General features: G+C 61.6%; 15 protein-coding genes. 5 read left to right on the forward strand and 10 right to left on the reverse strand.

The genetic code is table 11. The features are described from left to right. Positions 1 to 14: 14 nt before the first annotated feature. Entirely contained in the window at positions 15 to 2054 is a 2040-nt protein-coding gene (locus ACR0NY_RS13830; protein ID WP_254432957.1) for a dockerin type I domain-containing protein, read from the reverse strand. Positions 2055 to 2283: 229 nt separating this feature from the next. Between ACR0NY_RS13830 and ACR0NY_RS13835 the strand changes: the two genes are divergently transcribed. The 5 genes from ACR0NY_RS13835 to ACR0NY_RS13855 all read left to right on the forward strand — a co-directional run bounded on the left by ACR0NY_RS13835 (position 2284) and on the right by ACR0NY_RS13855 (position 11764). After that, positions 2284 to 6108, forward strand: a complete 3825-nt coding sequence (locus ACR0NY_RS13835; protein ID WP_480771288.1) for an Ig-like domain-containing protein — start codon at positions 2284 to 2286, stop codon at positions 6106 to 6108. Between the two features lie 63 nt (positions 6109 to 6171). Further along, positions 6172 to 6996, forward strand: a complete 825-nt coding sequence (locus ACR0NY_RS13840; protein WP_170369370.1) for a SapC family protein — start codon at positions 6172 to 6174, stop codon at positions 6994 to 6996. Between the two features lie 178 nt (positions 6997 to 7174). After that, positions 7175 to 8326 (forward strand): TolC family protein, encoded by a 1152-nt coding sequence (locus ACR0NY_RS13845; RefSeq protein WP_170369372.1) that lies wholly within the window; start codon positions 7175 to 7177, stop codon positions 8324 to 8326. Continuing rightward, a complete protein-coding gene (locus ACR0NY_RS13850; protein ID WP_170369374.1) occupies positions 8323 to 10470 on the forward strand; it encodes a type I secretion system permease/ATPase in 2148 nt (715 codons plus the stop codon). The genes ACR0NY_RS13845 and ACR0NY_RS13850 overlap by 4 nt, the downstream gene beginning before the upstream one ends. After that, positions 10454 to 11764 carry an HlyD family type I secretion periplasmic adaptor subunit gene (locus ACR0NY_RS13855; RefSeq protein WP_170369376.1) on the forward strand — a complete coding sequence of 437 codons (1311 nt, stop codon included), beginning with the start codon at positions 10454 to 10456 and terminating at the stop codon, positions 11762 to 11764. The genes ACR0NY_RS13850 and ACR0NY_RS13855 overlap by 17 nt, the downstream gene beginning before the upstream one ends. Here the strand turns inward: ACR0NY_RS13855 and ACR0NY_RS13860 are convergent, their stop codons facing one another. The 9 genes from ACR0NY_RS13860 to bioB form a co-directional block, all read right to left on the reverse strand. Then, on the reverse strand, positions 11765 to 13531 hold the full coding sequence (locus tag ACR0NY_RS13860) for an ABC transporter ATP-binding protein (protein ID WP_170341933.1): 1767 nt from the start codon (positions 13529 to 13531) through the stop codon (positions 11765 to 11767). It abuts the gene before it with no gap. Between the two features lie 214 nt (positions 13532 to 13745). Next, complete coding sequence (locus ACR0NY_RS13865) at positions 13746 to 14447, reverse strand: response regulator transcription factor (protein WP_170341931.1); 702 nt, start codon at positions 14445 to 14447, stop codon at positions 13746 to 13748. Further along, positions 14444 to 16342: a PAS-domain containing protein gene (locus tag ACR0NY_RS13870; RefSeq protein ID WP_170341929.1), complete on the reverse strand. Its 1899-nt coding sequence runs from the start codon at positions 16340 to 16342 to the stop codon at positions 14444 to 14446. Before ACR0NY_RS13870 ends, ACR0NY_RS13865 begins: the two co-directional genes overlap by 4 nt. Before the next feature lie 77 nt (positions 16343 to 16419). Then, complete coding sequence (locus ACR0NY_RS13875; RefSeq protein WP_170341927.1) at positions 16420 to 17178, reverse strand: methyltransferase domain-containing protein; 759 nt, start codon at positions 17176 to 17178, stop codon at positions 16420 to 16422. After that, complete coding sequence (locus tag ACR0NY_RS13880) at positions 17175 to 17792, reverse strand: pimeloyl-ACP methyl esterase BioG family protein (RefSeq protein WP_170341925.1); 618 nt, start codon at positions 17790 to 17792, stop codon at positions 17175 to 17177. Before ACR0NY_RS13880 ends, ACR0NY_RS13875 begins: the two co-directional genes overlap by 4 nt. Beyond that, positions 17789 to 19075, reverse strand: a complete 1287-nt coding sequence (gene bioA, locus ACR0NY_RS13885; protein WP_170341922.1) for an adenosylmethionine--8-amino-7-oxononanoate transaminase — start codon at positions 19073 to 19075, stop codon at positions 17789 to 17791. Before bioA ends, ACR0NY_RS13880 begins: the two co-directional genes overlap by 4 nt. Beyond that, entirely contained in the window at positions 19072 to 19692 is a 621-nt protein-coding gene (bioD, locus tag ACR0NY_RS13890) for a dethiobiotin synthase (protein WP_170341920.1), read from the reverse strand. Before bioD ends, bioA begins: the two co-directional genes overlap by 4 nt. After that, positions 19689 to 20819 carry an 8-amino-7-oxononanoate synthase gene (locus tag ACR0NY_RS13895; protein WP_170369377.1) on the reverse strand — a complete coding sequence of 377 codons (1131 nt, stop codon included), beginning with the start codon at positions 20817 to 20819 and terminating at the stop codon, positions 19689 to 19691. Before ACR0NY_RS13895 ends, bioD begins: the two co-directional genes overlap by 4 nt. Next, a complete protein-coding gene (gene bioB / locus ACR0NY_RS13900) occupies positions 20816 to 21796 on the reverse strand; it encodes a biotin synthase BioB (protein ID WP_170341916.1) in 981 nt (326 codons plus the stop codon). The genes ACR0NY_RS13895 and bioB overlap by 4 nt, the downstream gene beginning before the upstream one ends. Between the last annotated feature and the right edge of the window lie 77 nt (positions 21797 to 21873).

Below are 21873 nucleotides of genomic sequence, written 5' to 3' on the forward strand. Positions count from 1 at the left end.
CGCGAATAGCCAGTTCACACCGCCTCGAGATTCCCAAGCAGGATCGACGTCATGTCCACACTGAACATCCCATCCAGGGCGGTAACCGCAGCGCCGGTTTGATAGTCGACATTCGTGGGCGTGATTGAGGAAAGATCGGCGTTCTGATCCAGATAAACCCATTCCGGCTCGTGTGCGGTGGGCAACCCAACGGCAACCTGCAGGATCGCCAGGGCATCCAGTGCATTGACGGTGCCATCCCGGGTGATATCGGCCGCGATCAGGTTTTCGGGGGCTGCGGGTCCCCAGGTTGGTCCCAAACCGACCGCTATCCGCAAAACCTGTAGCGCATCCAGGGCCGTGATCTCTCCGCTGGCATGGGAATACGATTTGATGATGTCCACGTGACCCGACAACGAACCTGATGGCAAATCAAGATCGAATTGGCCCTGATCGTCGGCCTGTACCGATATCGGGCTGTTTCCAACTGGCGTGAAGACGATCTCAGCATCGCTCAGCGCGGGGTTCGAACCGGAAGACTCTACCGTGATTGGACCCGTCACACCGGCCGAGGCCTCGGGCCCCGCAAGCACGCCAAAGTCAACAGGGATATGATCCGGCCCCTCGAAACCGGACCCGAAAATTTCGGCGCTGGTGAGTGTGCCGCCGTCGGTCGAAAATAACTCGACGGTTTCATCCATGAACTCAATCCGAGCCCCTTGTGCCGTTGACGTCACGGTCAGCTGCCCGGGGTTGCGCAACATCGGGTAGTCAAACAGATCCAACCGATCGGTTCCGGCCTCGAAATCCGTGATCGTCGTCAATCCACTGCCGAACCGCATAACGAAGATGTCCGCGCCGGAACCGCCCTGCATGGTGGTTTCACTGCGACCGGCAATCAGAATGTCGTCACCGGCACCGCCCTGCAAATCAGTGTCTAAAACGCCGGCGCTCAGCATGTCGTCCTGAGCGGTTCCGGTTACGAATCCATTCCCCTCGATGACATTGCCCAAGGAGTCCAAAGACACTGTCAGCTGGGTTAGCCCTGCATCCTGCTGCGATGCCACAAAGATCTGAAGGTCGTCCCCAACATGAGCCACCTCGATGGTCTCAACATTCTGAAGACCGCTATCCAGCGTATCCGCAAAGCTGTCCAGGTAGATCAGCTTGCCATCAGGGGTCATCGTCAGCAGGGTCACCCCGTCATCTCCGCCGCCGGCGATGGCAAAGACGCGTCCATCCACCTCGACGACCTTCATGTCCTGAACTGCGCCAAAACGGGTACCCAACGTGTCCAACGCATGATCCTTTGGAACCAGTGTTCCGTCTGCGCGCAGCTCCATCACACTGATGGAGTTGCTGCTGGACCCGGCTACTAGAACCCACGTGTGTCCATACGCATCAACGGTTTCCAACGCTGTCGGAGAACTGATCCCAAGCGTTTGGGTTGTCGTGTTGTCAACTTCGATCAGCGTCCCGCTTCCCTGATCGGCGTTGAACACCCGGATCGCATTGTCGGTGGCATTGGCAGTGACGACATACTGGTTGCTGCTCACCGCCGCAGTCTGCATCGTCCCGGCATTGCCCGCGACCGAGCCGACATGACTGAGTGCACCATTCGAGTTCACCACGTAGGTGCCGATGAGCCCGCTGTCCTGATGGGCCACCGTCAGGTAGTCGACCGCACCCACCGAGTATTGGACCAATGCTGTGACATCACCGCCTCCGGGAATCGCCGCCGTTTCTTGCAGCGCCCCGATCGTGCCATCCGTATTCAACACGTATCCGACAAGGCCTGTTGCGTTATCGACGTCCAGTGCCAACAGATCGCTTGCGCCCAATGCGACCAGAGCACCAAGGCTGCCGACCTGCAACGATATGGTGCCGCTGAAATATTGATCGTCGTGGAATTGCAGAGCCCCACCATCCACAAGCTGCCAGACCACGATGCCGCCGCCAGCCCGGGTCGTGCTGTACAGATACGTAACACCGTTAAACGTTTTTAAAGCCGTATCGCCGATACCTGAATCGAGCGCCGGACTCCCCGTTGCAACCACTCTTTCGAACTGAAGCATCAACTCAGATCACCCCCAATGCCATCGCTGGCAGTCCTTTCGAGGGTGACGCGGTGCCAAGGCAAAGACGAGAACGAAATTGTGGTGAAAACGAGGAATTCGGCTCCAGATTAACTCAATTTTTCAAGGTCCGACCGCATGAATAACTCGGCAGCAGGAAAGAAGAACAGAACTTGGCTTCTTCGGTCTTGTCGCGCGGGTATCCGCGGCCACCGATTGTGAGGACATGATGACGATGAAACCTGTTTCGCACGAAGTCTCCATCCAGAAGGACTCACCAGATGCAGGGCATGAGAAGCATGTCCGCAAATGGGTCAAAGCGCGTCTGCGCCGATGGGCCGGATCGGGAGTCGGCGGTGGTTTGGCCTCTGCCCTTCTGGCCTTGCCCGCGCTGGCCCAAGCCACTGAGGAGGAGTTGAGCACATTTCAGTTTGCCGATGTCCTGCCCGGTGTCCAGTCGGTCAAACTGCTGCTCAACGGCGACGTTCAACTGAAGCTATTGGACGGTCGCACAGTCCTGGTTTCCGCGGAAAACGTGCACGTTCTGGAAAACGGGTCAATCATGATTGCCGAAGACGTGGCCGTTGAAGTCGCGCAGCTTGCAGTGGCCGCTGAAGCCGCCGGAGCAGCGGCAGCTGGTGGTGGCGGTATGGGAGCCGCAGGCGCGGTGCTGGGTGGTTTGGGTCTGGCCGGCGCGGCCGCCGCTGGCGGCGGTGGCGGCGAAGATGCCGCGACACCCGCGGAGTCGCCGAGCCCGTCCAGCCTGAACCTATCCCAGTTGCAGGGAAATTCGCTGAACAGCACCACCGCCAAGGCGTCAGCACCTGATGGCACCGTTTCGGTCGAAGTAACCATCGGGTCGGTCACCAAAACCGTATCAGCGGGGCCGGACGGCAGTTGGAGCGTTTCGCTGAGCCAAATCGAGGCGGCAGGGTTGCCTCAGGGGGTCGCATCCGTGACGATCCGGCACCTGGATGGAGCCGGAGGTGAGATCGCTGTCGAAACAGCCACGTTCAACATCGACACCATCGCTCCGGCCATCGCGATAACAGGATTTTCCCACGGGGCGGTCATGAATGCGGCCGAGCGCGGGTCCGATCTGGAAATCCGTGGTACGACCGATGCGGAAAATGGTCAGATGGTGACTGTGGGGTTGAACGGTCAGATCTATACCGCAACGGTGTCCGGCGGCACTTGGAGCGTCACGGTTCCGGCCGCCGATCTGGCGTCTCTGCCCGATGGTGCGACCGTCAATGTGACCGCTGATGTGGTGGATCGCGCAGGCAATCCCGCGGCTCAAGCCACCAACAGCTTTGATACTGACTTTTTCGCCCCAGCCATAACAATAGACCCTGTCGCAGGCGGCCAGATCGACCTTGTGGACGTCGGATCGGACCTGACGATTACCGGCACGACGACCGGCGAAGATGGCCAACCGGTTGTGCTGACTTTCAATGGCCAGACCTACAGCGGAACCGCTTCAGGCGGTGTTTGGAGTGTGACAGTTCCCACAGCCGACCTCGGCGTTCTGGTCACCGGTAGCCCCATCAACATCAGTGCCACGATCAGCGATGCCGCCGGAAACCCGGCCACGCCTGCTGCGGTTTCGGTGCCCGTGGACCTGAGCGGACCGTCTATCTCTATTTCGCCTCTGCCCGTCGGTGCGGTCTTGAACGCGGCCGAAGCCGGAGCAGATCTGACGATCAGCGGCACAACCGGGAATGTAACCGATGGCCAGACAGTCACGGTAACTTTGGACGGTCAGACCTACACGGGCCCTGTGTCCGGAGGGACGTGGAGCGTGACCGTGCCGAACGCGGATTTGATTGCCCTGGCCGACGGCGCAACTTTCACCATCACCGCCGACGTGACGGATGCCGATGGCCTCGTGGCCCCACAGGCGAGTGCAGGAGTTTCCAAAGACGCGACCGCCCCAACGATAAGCATCGACACGTTTTCGGACGGCGCGGTCATGAACGCGGTCGAACAGGGAACCGACCTCAGCATATCCGGAACGACGACCGCCGAAGACGGCCAGGTCGTGACCATTGGAATGAACGGTCAAACCTACGGCGCCACCGTTTCAGGTGGCAACTGGAGTGTCAGCATTCCCACAGCCGATCTGGTCGGCCTCTCCGACGGTGCCACCGTCACCGTGACCGCCGATGTTTCGGACCTTGCTGGGAACCCGGCCGCACAGGCCACTGGCAGCTTCGACACGGACTTTACGGCCCCCGCCCTGTCAATCTCGACGGTATCGGCCGGGGGCACCATGAACCTGGCAGAGCAATCCGGCGGAATGACGGTCTCCGGCATTTCCGACGCGCCTGATGGAACGGTCGTCTCGATCCAAGTTCAACGAGCGGATGGGACTGTGGATGTCTCAGGCACCGCTACAGTAACGAGTGGCGCGTGGACCTACACCGCTTCACCCCTCGACCTGAGCGGCCTGCAAGATGCCGAATCCTACACGGTTTCCGCGTCAGTCAGCGACGCGGCCGGAAATACACGGACGACTTCGACTGGGTTCAATACCGATTTCAGCGCGCCTACCATCTCAATGAACCCGCTGGAAACCGGATCCGTGCTGGACGTCACCGAAAAGGACAGCAACCTGACAGTATCGGGGACAACGACAGCCGAAGATGGGCAAAGCATTACTGTCGGGCTGAACGGGCAGACCTATACTGCCACCGCTTCGGGTGGGGTCTGGTCGACCACCATTCCTAAAGCTGATCTGAACGCGCTTTCTGACGGAACAACCTATTCTATCACCGCATCGGTTTCGGACATGGCTGGCAACCCCGCTTCTCAAGCAACGAACTCGGTGACCACGGACTTCCGACCCATCCTGACCTTGAATGAGGTCGGAACCAACGACGCGGTTTCGCTGAGTGACGCCCAATCCAGCGGCCTGACCGTCAGTGGTTCATCCATAGGCCTCACCGCGGGACAAACCGTTGAGGTGATGCAGAACTCGGTCTCTGTTGGAACAGCCACGGTTGCGGCCAACGGCACGTGGAGCCTGAACGTACCTGCGACATCATTTGCAGGTACGACGGCGGGCGACCTTTTGGATTTTTCGGTTTCAGCGACGGTTGCCGTAGGACCGAACCCCCTACCTGCGACAGACCAAGCGACAGCTCACGTTCCAGCGGCCTATTTCATCTCAGAGGCAGGTCGCAGTGGGTCGACGATAACCTTCGAAATTCATGCCGAGGCGGACCGGGACATATCCAGTGGGTTGGCTTTCACGGCCAACTTGGGTTTTGACCCTGCGGTCGTGACCTATGACACGGGATCCGAGGTCGAAAGCACCGATTTTGATCTGTTTCTGGCAAACCCGAACGGGGCGGCGGAACTCGGTTTTGCCGGCGCCGCGACAAGCGTCAGCGACCTGACCCAGCCTATCGTTACGTTCACGATGACGGTGCTGGACCCGACGAAGCCGATCGAGTTGACGATCAACACGCCCGACGGCGGCGCCACCCATTGGGTATTGGGAACAGACGGCGCGGACACATTGGCGGCCACTGGTATCGACGATGTCATCCGCGGTGGCGACGGTGACGATGTGATCGATCTGTCCGGCGCTGGCCGAGATCTCATCGTTTTCGAAGCGGACCCGACGGCGAACGGCACCGACATCGTAACGGGTTTCACCCTGGGGCCCAAAGCCGACATGGCCGACGCCATTATGTTCAGCGGGTTGGATGTCTCATCGCTTCGCGGTGATGGAACAGGTGTCGAAACACTGGCGATTGGCGACATGATCGCGACCAACACAGGGTTTGTAGGGCTGACAACCACACTCACCGATCTGACAACCGGTACTCTGGAAGCCGCCGCCGAAACGCTTACCGGGGCTCACGCCGGAGATGAGATCTATCTACTGGCCTGCGATGGAACTGACAGTGTGCTGGTCAAGGTGGACTATTCCGCCCCAACCTCCGCCACGGTCAGCGCGGTCGCGCAGTTTGACGGCCTAGGTGATCTGAGTGGTCTGAGCAGCGACAACATTCTGCATACCGATCCGACCGGCGCGTCAAGTTGATCCTGACAAACATGAAAAGGTGGGGTCGCCCCGGCCCTTCCTAACGGACCAGCGGAGACATCAATGGCACAGAACGGCCCAGTACCCGTCACTTTCGACAGGCATTCCGATCGCTCGTGGCACAGATTTACATCCTACGATTTCGCGGGCTGCAGATTGGAGTGCGAGATCGTAAGTGCGGAAGTCTCAGAAGCCGCCGCCTCTTTTCCAATTGCTTTTCGATCCTCGGGGGGCGGAGTATCACCTCATGCTATTCTGGCGACCGCAGCTTCTTCGGAAACACCATTCGTTTCGGACCAAGGACGCTGGCGGGCCACCTATGTTCCCTCCTTGCTGAGATGCCATCCGTTTTCAATCGAACTGGTCGGTGGTGAAGCGGAACCGTGTGCCGCTTCAGGCAAGCTAGTCGTAGACGAATCCACCGGACTCGTGTCCTGTGACCAATCCGGCAGCCCGTTCTTCGCAAAGGACGGCTCGATCTCCTCTGAACTGGAAACCCTGAAGGCCTTCTTCAAGAGCTTTCTGGCTGATCGCAACGTAACCCGACGTGCCTGCGCGCTAATGAGGGAATTGGGCCTATTCGTCGAATTGACCCGTTTTCAGGATGCGGAGTTGCCCGACGGTTGGATGAGCGTGGACTTTCGACGCTTCAACCAGCTTGGGCCGGCGCAGATAGCAGTTCTGCAATCAAGCGGTGCGATGCAGTTGATTTTCGCTCATCAAGTCTCGCTCAACCATCTTCGTTGGATGCACCATTGCCAGAGGCGTTCTCCCAACGTGGTCAGCAGTCCCTCCAACAGCAGGGAATCCGACCTTGTGGGGTTCTTGGATGCCATTGCCAGGGAACGAGACTTGTCGGACGTGGAGGCCAAATATGCCTACCTCTGATCGACTCGTCTTGCCTCTGCTGGTCGGTTTGGTGGCTCTGCTCACTGCGGCTTGTGAGCCGGTCCCGGATCTTGCTCCGGTTGAGATGGCTTTTTCAGAAGGATCAACGGGCGCCGGAGCGACTAAGCCGTCGGGCCATCTGACTCGCAGTTCATTTGGCCAGAGAATACGGCGCGCGGTGGAAACCAGCCCGAACCTCGCGCAAAGCGGGACCGGCGTTGACGCCGCCTTTGCCGATATGGACGCGGCAGAAGGAGCCTTTCTTCCGCAGGTATCACTTGGTGTGAATGCCCGATCGGAACGGGTGGACTCGGATATTGCGAATGTATCGCCATATCTGCGGGTTTCTCAGCTTGTATACGACGGGGGAGCTGCCGCCGGCGACTTGGCAGCGGCGCGGGCCCGTGTGCTCGTAAGCCGTGGCGATCAGCTTCAAACCGCAGCCGCGACGGCCCTTGCCGCAATTGAATCCTATGTGTTGGTCATCGACCGTCGGAAAATCGTTGAAATCGCGTGGGAAAACGTCCGCCGCCATGAGGAGATCGAGAAACAGATCTCCGACCGCGCCGCGCAAGGGGCCGGCTCCGCTGCCGATGTCCTGACGGCGCGTTCTCGGGTCGCGGATGCCAGGACCAAGTTGGCGGATTCCCGGGCTCAGGCTGATCGCGCCAATGCGCGATTCCAGGAAATTTTTGGGGCCCCGCCGGGCAAACTGGATCCCCCTGTCCCAGCGCCCAACCTGTCGAGAAGCGACGCCGTCATCGTGATGGACAGCCCGCAGGTTCGACGCGCAGACGCGGCGGTTCTGGCGGCAAAGGCAGACCGCTCTGCCGCAATCGCGCGGCGTCAGCCGGACGTGAGGGTTTCGGCCTTTGCCAACCAGGACGACAGCAGCGACGCGAATTTCGGCGTAGACCTGTCGGTCAACTACGAGCTGGACAGCACCGGTCAACGGCGGGCGGCAATTGCCGCCGCCGAAGCGCACGTCAAACAAGCAGAATTTGCCCGCGAGGTTCTTGTTCGGGAAATCCAGCGCGAGCTAGGTTTCATTCGATCCGACCAAAAGGCCGGCGCCCAGCGTCTGCGCGAGGCCCGCATCGCAGTTGCCGCAAATGCCGACAGCGTTGCCGCCACTCAAGAGCAATTCCACATCGGGCGCAGCAGCTTAGTCGAAATCCTGGACGCGCAGCGCGATTATGTGAACGCACAGGAGCGCCTGATCCTGGCGGAGCAGAATTTCTTCCTAACGAACTACGCCGCGCTCAGCCTTACGGGCGACATCATTGATCTGCTGGGCATCCAGTTCAGAACATGGGGCAACAGACCATGACCCAACGCAGCCAGCCTCCTACATCCCTGCCCCTCACCAACTTTGAGGCATGTCTGCTGCATGTGGCGGCAGAGCTTGACCGGCCATTGACCAAAGCCAGCCTTTTGGCAGCCCAATCCTCGGTCTCTGGTGGGTTGAAGGTGCAGGACGCGATCGCACTGGCCCATGACCATGGATTGCAGGCGGGCTTCGGGCCGCGCCGGCTGTCGGAGTTTGATCCCAGCCTCGCACCGGCGATACTGTTGCTCGAGGACCATCGGGCCGTGGTTTACCATGGCCGTTCGAAGTCTGGCCGTCTGTTGATCCACGACCCAGAGCTTGGAGACAGCATTGGTGAGATGGATGAATGCCAGCTCGACGCCGTCTATTCCGGCTATGCGATGTTGTTTCGTCGAGCATACTCCGAGGAAATCAAAAACAACCCAAGCCAGCCGAGCCGTCACTGGTTCCGATCAGCGCTTGTGGCCAATCGTTGGTCGTACTTGCAGGTTGCTCTGGCCGCGGCTTTGACGAATATCCTGGGGCTTTCAACCTCGGTTTTCATCATGACCGTCTATGACCGGGTTCTGCCAAATGAAGCCGTCGAGTCCCTGGTCGCCCTGACCATCGGTGTCGGCATCGCACTGTTTTTTGATTTTGTGCTGAAGATCCTGCGCGCCAGTTTCATCGACAGGGCAGGTCGGAATGCCGACATGTTGATGGGCCGGCGTGTTTTCGATCAACTTCTGAATATCCAGATGAAGTCCCGAACCGGATCAACCGGCGCCATGGCGAACACGGTGCGTGAGTTCGAAACGCTCCGCGAGTTCTTCACATCGGCTACGTTGGTCATGGTGGTTGATTTGCCTTTCATCGGTTTGTTTTTGCTTACGATCTACATGGTCGGCGGGCCGCTGGTTCTGATCCCAGCTCTCGCCGTACCAATCGTGCTGATCGCCGGGCTCGCCATTCAGCCGCTTTTGTCCCGCTTGGCGGAACGCAGTTTTTTTGATGGCCAGTCAAAGCAATCCGTGCTGATCGAAACTCTGGCCGGTCTGGAAACGATCAAGACGACAACTGCGGACGGTACGATGCGGCGACGCTGGGAAGAGGCGATCGAACGACAATCCGGCAACAGTGTTCGGTCGCGTGCCATCACTCAATTCGCATTGAATCTGACCGGTTTCACGCAACAGGCGGCCCAGGTTCTGATCGTGTTTTATGGTGTTTTTCTGATAGCGGACGGCCTAACCAGCATGGGCGCTTTGGTCGCCTCAGTGATGCTGACTGGACGGGCTTTGGCACCCCTTGGTCAGCTGTCACAAACCCTGACCCGGTTCAACCAGGCGCGCAGTGCTTACCGGAACCTTGACGCAATGATGCAAGCCGACAGCGAGCGGCCATCGGGTCGCACCTGGATCAGCCGCTCCAACTTCAAAGGGCGTATCACGTTCAACAACGTGTATTTCGCCTACCCAGACCAGGATGAGGACACACTGAAAGGCGTGTCCTTCGACATCAAACCGGGGGAGAAAGTTGCGATTCTCGGGCGGATCGGATCAGGAAAAAGCACCATCGCAAGACTGCTTCTGGGATTGTATCAACCCCGTGTCGGTTCGGTTCTTTTGGATGGGATTGACATCCGCCAGATTGATCCGGGGGACCTTCGGCGCAACATTGGGTCGGTCCTACAGGATGTTTGGCTGTTTTCGGGCTCGGTCCGCGAAAACATCGCGGCCGGCGCCGTCCGCCCGCGCGACGAAGATCTGATCCGGGCCGGACGTATTTCGGGCGTTGAAGACTTTGTATCGCGGCATCCCAGCGGGTACGATTTGATGCTGGCCGAACGTGGTGAGGGGCTCTCGGGCGGGCAACGTCAGACGATCGCCCTAGCCCGGGCATTGATCGGGCAGCCGCCCGTCCTGTTGCTGGACGAACCCACCAGCGCGATGGATCTCGCGAACGAGGCGAACATCATTCAGCGGCTGAAAGCAGCGGCTGCGGATACGACTATGGTCATCGTTACCCATCGGGCAAGTCTGCTGGAACTGGTCGACCGGGTCATCGTGATCGAAAACGGCAAAGTGGGCGTTGACGCCGTCAAGTCAGTTCTCACCAACCGAGCCAAAGACGCGCGGAGGCACATGAATGTCGCGGCATCCTGACCTTGCAAGATTGGCCCGCGAGATGAACGGCGGCTCGGGGTTTCGCGGCTCGGTATTGCTGCTGGCCATAATGGGCTGCATGTTGACCGCCGGCGCATGGGCTTTCGTCACCGAACTGGACGACGTGGTCCGCGCGGACGGTCGCGTCGTACCGTCAGGCGACGTTCAGGTGATCGAAGCAACCGAACCTGGGGTTCTTCAGGCTGTTCATGTTCAAGAGGGTCAGATCGTCGACAAGAACGCTTTGCTGCTGGAATTGGACGCAACGCAAATCGGCAGCGAGCTGGACACCGAGCGGCAACGGGCATTGGGACTACGGGCGCGTATTAAGCGGTTGCAGGCCGAAATTGACGGATCCGATTTGCGGTTCGAGCCCGAGCTTGTTCAACAAGCACCGGACGTCGTTCGCTCGGAAACGGCTCTGTATCTCGGCCGAAAATCGGAATTGGCCGACGAGATCGCCATTCTGGAACGCCAACGTGAGCAGAAGCAGCGCGAATTGGAAGAGGGGTTGGTGGACCGGGTCACTGCGGAAGAAACACTCAAGGTCCTGTCCGAAGAGCGCGCTTTGATGGAGCCGCTGGTCCGCCGCAAGATGGAGCCTGCGACAACTCTGCTAGCCCTGCGACGCAGCGAGGCGGAATGGAAGGGCCGCAAGGTAAGGGCCGAGGCCGCTGCAAGCCGTCTGGAAACCGGGCTGAGTGAAATCGATGACCGCATCACGGCCACCAAAAGCCGGTTTCGCAGCGCGGCACTGACCGATCTTGCCATTGCCACTGCGCAGCTTGCGGCGCTTGAGCCCACCCTGCCCGCGTTGGAGAACCGCGCGGCGCGCGCGCAGGTTCGTGCGCCAGTCAGGGGCATCGTCAACCGAATCCACCGCACGACCTTGGGCGGCTTGGCCCGCAGCGGCGAGGATCTGGTCGAAATCGTTCCGTTGGACGACAACCTTCTGGTCGAAGCCTATGTCCGTCCTGACGACATCGCGTTCCTGCGTGCGGGTCAGCAGGTGAAGGTCAAGATCACCGCTTACGATTTTGCCAGATACGGCGCGCTGGACGGCGAAATTGTTCGCATCGGCGCGGATACGATTACACGGTCAGAGCGGCAGCACGAGGAAGTCTTCGTGGTCGAGATCCGAACCAGCGGCACCTTGTTGGACGCCGATGGACTGGCGGTAGAGATCATTCCGGGAATGATCGCACAAGTTGACATTCTGGCCGGCAGGAAGACCGTTCTCGACTATCTCATCCAGCCTGTTCTCAAGGTAAAAAACCAGGCTTTACGGGATTGATCACGCAGCCGGTGTCTTGAATTGCTGATCGAACAGGCGGCGGAAGCTACCATTCTGTTCCATCAACTCATCCAACTTGCCCTGTTCGATCACCTGACCATCCTGGACAACCATGATCTTGTCTGCCTCAAGCACGGTCGACAGCCGGTGAGCAATGACGATCGTGGTCACGTTCTCCGTCAGCTTATCCAAAGCCTGCTTCACCAGTGCCTCGGACTCAGCATCCAACGCGCTGGTGGCTTCGTCGAGCAGCAGAATTTCAGCCTTCCGAAGAATGGCGCGGGCAATTGCCAGACGCTGTTTCTGTCCTCCAGACAGAAACGCACCGTTCTCACCGACTTCGGTGTCGTATCCCTTGGGCAGCGACATGATAAAATCATGCGCATGCGCGGCTTTGGCCGCATCGCGAATCTCGTCCTCGGTCGCATCGGGACGGGCATATCGCAGGTTTTCCATGACCGTCGCGGAGAACAAAAACGTATCCTGGCCAACATAAGAAATCTTGCGCCGCAATGAGGCAAAGCTGACATCCTGCAAATTCTGTCCGTCGATCTCGACGTAGCCTTGGTCAGGATCGTAGAACCGCATGATGAGCCCGAAGATGGTCGACTTGCCTCCACCCGACTGCCCCACCAAAGCGGTTGTCTTTCCGGCCTCGAAGGTCAGGTTCATTCCATTGATCACAGGCATGCCGCCGCTGTAGCCAAAGGTGACGTTCCGCAGGCGTACCTCGCCCGGACCGGACCGCAGCTCTTGCGGTTGCGGACTTTCGCGCATTGGGTCTTCCTGATCCAGCAGTTCGAACATCATCTCGATCGGAACCAACGTGGACTCAATGGTCACCCGCATCCGGGACAGCCGCTTGGCCGGTTCATAGGCCATCAGAAGCGCCGTGATAAAGGACATCAGCTGACCCGCGGTCGGCGGTTCAGTCCCGGCAATTCCCATGGTGCTGACGACCAACACGCCGGCAACGGCAACTCCGGCAAGGAATTCCATCATCGGGCTGGCAATGGACTGCAGCTTGGCAATTTCGTTCGATCGCTTTTCGACGCTGCGCACGGCTGCGGTCATCCGCTCGGTCATTCGGTCTTCCAGTGCGAAAACCTTGATGATTTTAATCCCTGAGGATGTTTCTTGCAGAACGCGGATGATCTCGGAAACAGACCTCAACTCGGATTGCATGATCGCGCGGACGCTTTTCAAAAGATAGCGCACACTCAGCAGCGCAACCGGCCCAACGATGAAAAACAACGCCGAAAGCACAGGCTGCTGATAGACCATCACAAAGATGAGGCCCACGAGTGTCAGCGCATCCCGAACGAACGTGGTCACGATCACGTCGACCAGCGTTCGCGCTGCACCCGCGCCCCGGGTCACACGCATCAGAAGGTCCGAAGACTCGCTTTTGGAAAAGAAATCCACTCCACGCCGAAGCAGTTTTTTGTACAACTTCTCCTGTTGCTCGGCGATGATGCGGTTGCCGGCGCGAGCCAGAAACACGGACTGGACGTAAGAAGCCAGCGCCTTGACCAAGAACAGCACGATTACGGCTGACGCGATGATATGAACCTGAGACCGCATGTCAGGCGAAGTCATGGCATCGACGATGTTTTCCATCATCCAAGCCGTCCCTGCGGTGGTCGCGGCAACGATCATCATGGCAAACATGGCAACCGCATATTTCTTGCCTTGCGCCCGCAAGCTGTCGCCCACCAGCCGACCGATATGGCCGGATCGCCACTTGGCCCAGGTTTTCCTGATCATAAGGGTCTCCAAATCAAGCTGACGCTTTCTTGCGCGTCAGCGCAGAGTTTGCAAGCTGCCATAACTACGCGCTTCAACACTGCACCGAAAAAGTGCAGCCGGCAGAAGTTAAGGTCACTTCAGCTGGATTTCCAGAGGCAGCCTAAGAAACAGGAGCGCTTCACCAGTAGTTTGGTTCGGCGTCGCGTAGGTCAATTCCAGCCCGCGGAATTGGTCAATCCCATGCGACATCCCCCAGAAAGATATACCCCGCGCCGTATATCGTCTTGATAAGGCGCGGGTTTTTTGGGTCTTCGCCGAGCTTCGTGCGCAGGCGGGAAATACGCACGTCCATCGCCCTGTCAAAGCTTTCACCGGCCGCGCCACCCAATGTTTCCTGCATCTGCGCACGGCTGATCAGGCGTTTGGGACTTTCCAGGAACAACCGCAACACTTCGCCTTCGGCATGGCTGAACGGCGTTTCAGTGCCGGTATCGGACTCCAGCACATAGCGATCAAAATAGGCAGTCCAGCCGTTGAACCGGGCCACGTCCGAGTGGTGTTGCTGCGCCTTGGGCGCGCGCAGACGGGCCCGGATGCGGGCCACCACCTCAGCCGGGTCAAAGGGTTTGGTGATGTAGTCATCAGCCCCCAATTCCAGCCCCGTCACCCGGTCCTGCACCTGTGCCCGCCCCGAGATGATGATGACCGCCGCCCCCTGTTCGAGCGCCAGCCGATGCACCAGCGCCAGCCCGTCGGTGTCGGGCAGCGACAGGTCCACAAGGCAGACATCCGGCGTGACCCGTTTGAGAGACGCTTCGAATTCACGGGCGCGGGCAAAGCTCTGCGTTCTAAACCCGGCATCTTCCAGCGCCTCAGTCAGAATCCGGCGGATTTCGGGTTCGTCGTCCAGAATGGTCACCAGGGGTTGCGTCATGTAGCGGCCTCGGTTCGGATCAGCGCGGACAATTGCGCGCGGGTGAAGGGTTTGCGCAGGACCGGCGCCTTGGCAAGAGCCTGACGGTGCAGCGGATCATCATAGGGCAACGAGGTCATCAGGATCACCGGAAGTGGTAGAGCAAGTCGTTCGATCAGATCAATGCCGGTGGCAGCGCCCTCCAGCCGGATGTCCGACAGGATCACCGATATGTCGTCCAAGCTGTTGGCCAGAACCAGGGCCTCATCCGCCGAGGTCGCCTCGATTACCGACAGCCCCAGATCGACCAGCATGTCGCGGAACTGGTGGCGCAGATCGTCGCTGTCCTCGACTAGCAGCGCCAAGCCCGACTGAACGGGCGGCGCGGGCCGGTAGGGCAGCCGCAGCATTACGGATGCGCCCGAGGGCGTGTTGCGCAGTTGCAGGTCTCCGCCTGCAAGCTTCACCGTGTCATAAACCATCGGCAGGCCCAGCCCCGACCCCTTGCTGCCCTTGGTGGTGAAAAACGGGTTCAGCGCCTTGTCCAGCGCATCCGGCGAAAACCCCGGACCGGTATCGGATACGGTGATTTCCACCCAGATCCGGCCGATCGCGTGGGCACTGATGGTGATCTGACCGCTGCTGCCGCAGGCGTCGCGGGCGTTCAGCACCAGATTCAGCAACGCGTCCTGAACCATGCCCGGGTCCAGCATCAGCGCCTCGTCGGGCAGGGTGTTGACCACCGACAGCCCCACCCCACGCGGGAGCGAAGGCGAAGCCAGCACCCGCAGATCCTCGAGCAGGCCGCGCATGTCGGTGGCCTGCGGCTGCGGGGTGCGGTTACCGGTCATGTCGGCGATGCGGTTCAGCAGCTGCCCGCCGCGCCGCGCGGTCTGCTGGGTTGCCGCGACAAGCTCGGCGGCGTCTTCGGGCAGGTCCATCTTTTCCAGCTTGGCCTGCATCCCCAGGATGATGGTCAGCAGGTTCGAGAAATCATGCGCCAGCCCACTGGTCATCTGCGCGGCCATCGCCCGGCGTCGGGTCTGCTGCAGGGCCACGCGGGCCTGCGTTTCCTCGGTGATGTCCACCGACATGATATAGACGCCGCCCGTGCCATCGGGCGTGAACGAGACACGGATACGGCGCGAATCCTGATCCTCGGTGAATTCGAACACCGAGGCCTGCCCGTCATAGGCCTGTTTCAGATGCGGCCGGACCCGCTCGTAAGCATGCGCGCCGAGGGCCTGCGAGATGTGCAGACCCAGGATGTCCGACGGCCGCCCCGGCAGGACCGAACTGAGCCGCCGGTTGGAATAATCATACCGCCCCTCGGCATCCAGATGGGCGATGTGTGCGGGCATCATCTCGGTGGTCATGCGGGTGCGCGCTTCGATCTCGGTCAGCTGGCGCTTGGCCTCTTCCAGCGCGCTGATCGTGGCGGCCAGTTGCCGGTTGGTGGCCGAAAGCTCTTCGGCATGGCTCAGCAACTGGTCCGACAGCTCCTCGGACCGGCTGCGCAGCAGTTCTTCGACCCGTTTGGTGCTGGTGATGTCGGTATAGACGGCGACCCAGCCACCGGTGGGCAGCGGCGCGCCCTCGATCGAGATCACCTGCCCGTTGGGGCGCACGCGTTCCATGTAGTGCGGCTCGAACGCCAAGGCCTGTTCGACCCGGACACTGACCAGATCCTCGACCGATTGGTCGTGACCGTATTCGCCCCGGCTGGCCAGAAAATGGATCGTGTCGCTGAACAGCGCGCCCGGCTGCACCAGGCGTTCGGGCAGGTCGAACATTTCCTGAAAACGCTTGTTGCTGACCACAAGGCGCAACTGGTCGTCATAGATCGACAGGGCCTGACCAATCAGGTTCAGCCCTGCGGTGGTCATCTCTTTGATGCGCTGTTCGGATATGTCCACGCCGATCCTCCCCTGGGCACAGGCCTATCACCAGTTTTCGGGCAGGTGTAGAGGGGCCGGATGCGACCGGTTGGCCCCTAGGCGGGTTTGCGGGCAATGATCCAGACGGGGTGATAGGTCAGGCGCACGCCTTCGGGGCCGGAAAACGCGGCGCGATAGCGCGTGCTGAAGTCGGTCAGATCGGCGCGGGTCCAGACCTGCGCCGCGCGGCCGTTCACCCCGGTCTGACGCAGGTGGCGCAGCACGTCCAAAGGCGTGTCGAACCACAGCGGTTGCCGGTCCTGCCACAGGTCAAGGATTTCAACATCGGGGCCGATGCCTGCGGCCAGATCATCGGGGGCGCGCAAGCCGGGCGCGCGGGCCGCCGACCCCAGCGCGGAAAGCTCGGCGTACTGGTCGGGGCCGAATCCCGAAATGGCCACCCAGCCACCGGGTGCGACCTGATGCATGGCGCGGCGGACCACGGCCGCCGGATCATCCAGCCATTGGACCGTCGAGGCCGAGGCGATCAGGTCGGGCCGCGCGGGCCATGTCACATTTCGGATATCGCCTTGCAGGAAATCCGCGCCCCATCGCCGCGCAGTTTCCTGGGCCTCGGCCATCAGGTCGTTGAGCGTGGACCGGGTGAACGAAAACTGCTGGTGCAGCGCCTCGGTCAGATGGCCGGTGCCGCAGCCGATTTCGAACAGGGTGCCAAAATGGCTGGGCGCCCCGAGATCGACCAGCCGCTGCGCCAATGCGCGGGCGATCCGGGCCTGCGGGCCAGCGGCGCAGTGATAGCTGCCGAAGCTGCGGCTGAAACTGCGCCGGATGCGGTCGGTGGGCATGGCGTTCATGCGAACCACTCCGCCCAGGTCTGCCCCGCCGCGAAAGGCTGGTGCGGGCCAGGGATGCGGCGCACGGTGTCCGATTGGCCCCAGGCCATTTCCTGCGCAGCCGTCGGAACGATGCGGTCCGAAGCGGAGATCCAGACCCGGTCGAACCCGGGATCGGGCGCAGGTCCGCGCGCCGCGATGGCCCGCAGTTCCTCGGCCGCGGCGGCAAAATCGATCCCGGGCGCGGGGCCTTCCAGCCCGGCGCGGCGGCAGAACCGGGCAAAGCTAGCCGCGCTCAGGCCATCGGCCGTGGCCGCCACCGTCTCGGGCGCGATGCCCCGGTCTGCATCTGCAGGAAACAGCGTGCCGTTGACCGCAACCTTGCGGATGCACATCAGCCCGTGACCCGCCAGCCAATGCGCGGCCGACGCGACCCCGAAGGAATAGGCCAGCAAGCGGACCGTGTCATAGTCGCCGGTTTCGGGCAACGCGTCATCGAGGTTGCGATAGTCGTCCACCACCAGAACATCCGCCGCCCCGGTCAGGCGCGCAAACGGCGCAGGCCCCAGCGCCCAACCGCCGAACACCAGCGTCAACTGCGCTCCGCCGTCACGGGTCAGCCAGTGCCGCCTCATGCGTCGCCTCGCGCCAGTTCGACCATGGCCGCCGTCACCCGGCTCAGCTCGTCACCCGAGATCACATAGGGCGGCATGCAGTAGATGTTGCGCGCGAAGGGACGCAGCCAGACACCGGTTTCCGGCGCCCGCCGATGGGCGATGCGCGGATCGACGGTGTCCTTCATCTCGATCACGCCTATGGCGCCCAGCACCCGCACATCGGCGACGCCGGGCAGGCTGCGCGCCGGTTCCAGTTCGGCCTTCATCTGCGTCTCGATGGCCCGTACACGGGACTGCCAGTCGCTGTCTTCAAGCAGCCCCAGGCTGGCGATGCCAGCCGCACAGGCCAGTGGATTGGCCATGTAGGTTGGGCCGTGCATGAACACGCCGGCCTCGCTGTTGCCGATGCCATGGGCCACCTGTTCGGTGGTCACGGTCGCGGCGAACGAGATATGCCCCCCCGTCAGCGCCTTGCCCAGGCAGATGATGTCCGGCGTCACCCCCGCATGGGTGGTGGCAAACAGCTCTCCGGTGCGGCCGAATCCGGTAGCGATTTCATCGAAGATCACCAGAACGTCGTGGGCCTGACACAGTGCCTTGGCCTGGCGCAACCATTCGGGGTGATAGAAATACATGCCCCCCGCGCCCTGCACGACCGGTTCAAGCACCAGCGCAGCCAGCCTGTGCGCCTTGTCCCGCAGCAACTGTTCCAAGGCGTCGAGCCCGTTCTGCGCCGGGTCCTCTGGCCAGTCATCGCCCAGGCGGACGGACGGGCGCGGCAGGAAGTGCTGGATCGACAGCGCGCCGCGGAACAGCCCGTGCATGCCGTTGACGGGGTCGCAGACGCTCATCGCCTTCCAGGTGTCGCCGTGATAGCCACCGCGGATCGTGGCGAACTCGACCTTGTCGGTGCGGCCATGGGCCATCTGGAACTGCACCGCCATCTTCATCGCCACCTCGATCGAGACCGAGCCGCTGTCGCAATAGAAAATCCGGTCCAGCCCCTCGGGCAGCAAGGCCACCATCTTGCGGCCAAGATCAATGGCGGGCCGGTGGGTCAGACCGCCGAACATGACATGGGGCATCTGGTCCAGCTGCTGCTGCATGGCGGCAGTGATCGCCGGGTGACGGTGCCCATGGATGGCGCACCACCACGAGGACATGGCGTCGATCATCTTCACCCCATCCTCGCGGTACAGATACACGCCTTCGGCCCGGTCGATCAGATGCATCGGACCCGGATCGGCCACGTTCGTGTAGGGGTGCCACAGGTGGCGGGCGTCAAATTCCAGCGGGGTCACAGGGCACCTCGGATCGTGTCCATGTCGATCGCCTCGAAGGCATGGCGCAGGGTGTCGGGTGTCAGACTCTCGATCTGGCCGAGGCGTCCCAGGTGGGGCACCTTCGACATCTGGATGATGGTCTGTTCGACCTCGGGTTCGGGGTCGCCGATGAAGGCAACGCCAACCACCGGGCAACCGACCCCGCGCAGCGCCATCAGCGACAGGGTCGTGTGGTTGATCGTGCCCAGGGCCGTTCGGGCCACCAGAATCACGGGTGCCTGCCAGCGGGCGAACAGGTCAAGGTAATAGGCCTGCCGGGTCAGCGGCACCATGACGCCCCCTGCCCCTTCGATCACCAGCGGGCCATCGGTCTGCGGCAGGGTCAGCCGGTCAAGGTCGATCTCGACGCCCTCGGCCTCGGCCGACAGGTGCGGCGAGGCGGGAAGGTTCAGCAGATAGGTCTCGGGCAGGACTGGTTGGCCGGACAAGCGCGCCACGATCTGGCTGTCGGTTTCCTCCTCAAGCCCCGACTGCACCGGCTTCCAGTACTGCGCGCCGAGGGCGGCGGTCAGCCCGGCGGAAAACACGGTCTTGCCGACACCGGTGTCGGTTCCGGTCACGATCACTGTGGTCATGCGGTTCCTGCCTGTTGTTCGGCGATGGCCTGAAACACCGCCGTGATGTCCTGCGCGCCCACGTTGCCGGTGATGGACACCCGCAGCCGCGAACTGCCGCGCGGCACCGTGGGTGGGCGGATGCCGCGCACGTCAAAGCCCCTCTGTTGCAGTCGCACGGCGCGATCCATCGTGGCCGCGTCCTCGCTCACAATGACGGGCATGATCTGGCTGTGAAATCCGGTCAACCCGCACAGGCGCGCGGCCTCGGCATGGGCATGGGCCATCCGGTCGCGCGCGGCCAAAGTCAGGCCCGGGTCCTGTCCGACGGCCCGCAGCGCGCCCCGCACGATTGCGGCGTCCAACGGCGATGGGGCCGTTGCAAAGATGAACGGCCGTGCCCGGTTGATCAGTGTGTCGATCATTTCACGCGGTCCGCAGATCAGCCCGCCACTGGCGCCCAGCCCCTTGCCGCAGGTGTGCAGGGTAAGCACCTCGGCGTCCAACCCATGGGCCAGCCCCTGCCCGTTCGAGCCGAAGACGCCCGTGGCGTGGGCCTCGTCCACCACCAGCACCGCCTGCTCGGCTCGGGCCAGTTCGGCCAGGGCGGTCAACGGGGCCAGATCGCCCTCCATCGAATAGACGCTTTCGACCGCGATCCAGACCTGGCCCGTACCGCCTTGCGCGCGCCAGTCGGCCAGCACGGCGCGGGCCGCCGAAATGTCGTTATGCGCAAAGCCACGGGTCTCGGCCCGACCCAGCCGCATGCCTTCATGCGCGCTGGCATGGACCAACTCGTCATGCAGGATCAGATCCCCGGCTGCGGGCAGGGTCGAAAAAATGGCTTGATTGGCCTGAAACCCGCCGCCCATGTACAACGCCGCCTCGGCGCCGAAAAAGGCGGCGGCCTCGGCTTCCAGCGCCTCGTGCTCGGGGTGGTTGCCGCGCAGCAGGCGCGACCCGCCCGAGCCCAGCGGAACGCCGCGGTCCAGCGCGTCCTGCGCCGCGCGTTTCAGAACGTCGGACCCGGCCAGGCCCAGATAGTCGTTGGACGCGAAATCAAGCCCCGTGCGGGGCGCAAGCCTGCGCAGCCGATGGCGCGATTCCAGCACCTTCAGCGCATTGCCCAGCCTTGCGGTCGCTGTCATTCGGCCGCGTCCACGCGGGCCTCGGACTCCGCCTCCATCGGCTGGATGCCCAGCTTGGCGAACAGGATCGCGTCCTTGCTTTCCTCGGGGTTTTCGGCGGTCAGCAGCGTGTCGCCGGCAAAGATCGAGTTGGCACCGGCAAAGAAACACATGGCCTGCATCTCGTCGCTCATGTCGCTGCGGCCAGCGGACAGACGAACGTGGGACTTCGGCATCATGATCCGCGCCAGCGCGATGATGCGCACGAAATCGATCGGGTCGACCGGCTTGGCGTCAGCCAACGGGGTATCAGCCTGCGGCATCAGCATGTTGATCGGAACCGAGTCCGGCGCCTCGGGCAGGTTGGCCAGCGTCACCAGCATGTCGATCCGGTCCTCGCCGTTTTCGCCCATGCCCAGAATGCCGCCCGAGCAGACCTTCATACCCGCCTCGCGCACGCGGTTCAGCGTGTCGATCCGGTCGGCGAAGGTGCGGGTGGTGATGACCTCGGGGTAGTAACGCTCGGACGTGTCGATGTTGTGGTTGTAATAATCCAGCCCGGCATCGCGCAGCTGCACCACCTGGGTGTCGTCCAGCATGCCCAGCGTCATGCAGGTCTCCATGCCCATCGCCTTGACGCCCTGAATCATCGCCACCAGCGCATCCATGTCACGCGCCTTGGGCTCACGCCAGGCGGCGCCCATGCAAAACCGGGTCGAGCCGGACTCGCGCGCCTTGCGGGCCTCGGCCAGAACACGTTCGACCTCGATCAGTTTCGAGGCGCTCAGCTTGGAGCCGTTGCGCGCGGATTGCGAGCAATAGGCGCAATCCTCGGCGCAGCCGCCGGTCTTGATCGACAGAAGCCGCGACATCTGCACCTTGTTGGGGTCAAAATTCTCGCGATGTACGGTCTGCGCCCGATACAGAAGATCCATCAGCGGCAGGTCATAGATGGCCTGAGCGGTTTCGCGGGTCCAAGTGTTCGATGTAGCCGACATTTTATAGATAATTTTTCCCGATGATTCAGATTTACTCGGGTTTATCAATAAAGCCGGAAAACGCAACATCCGCGATG

The organism is Ruegeria sp. BJ5 (genome assembly GCF_056537865.1).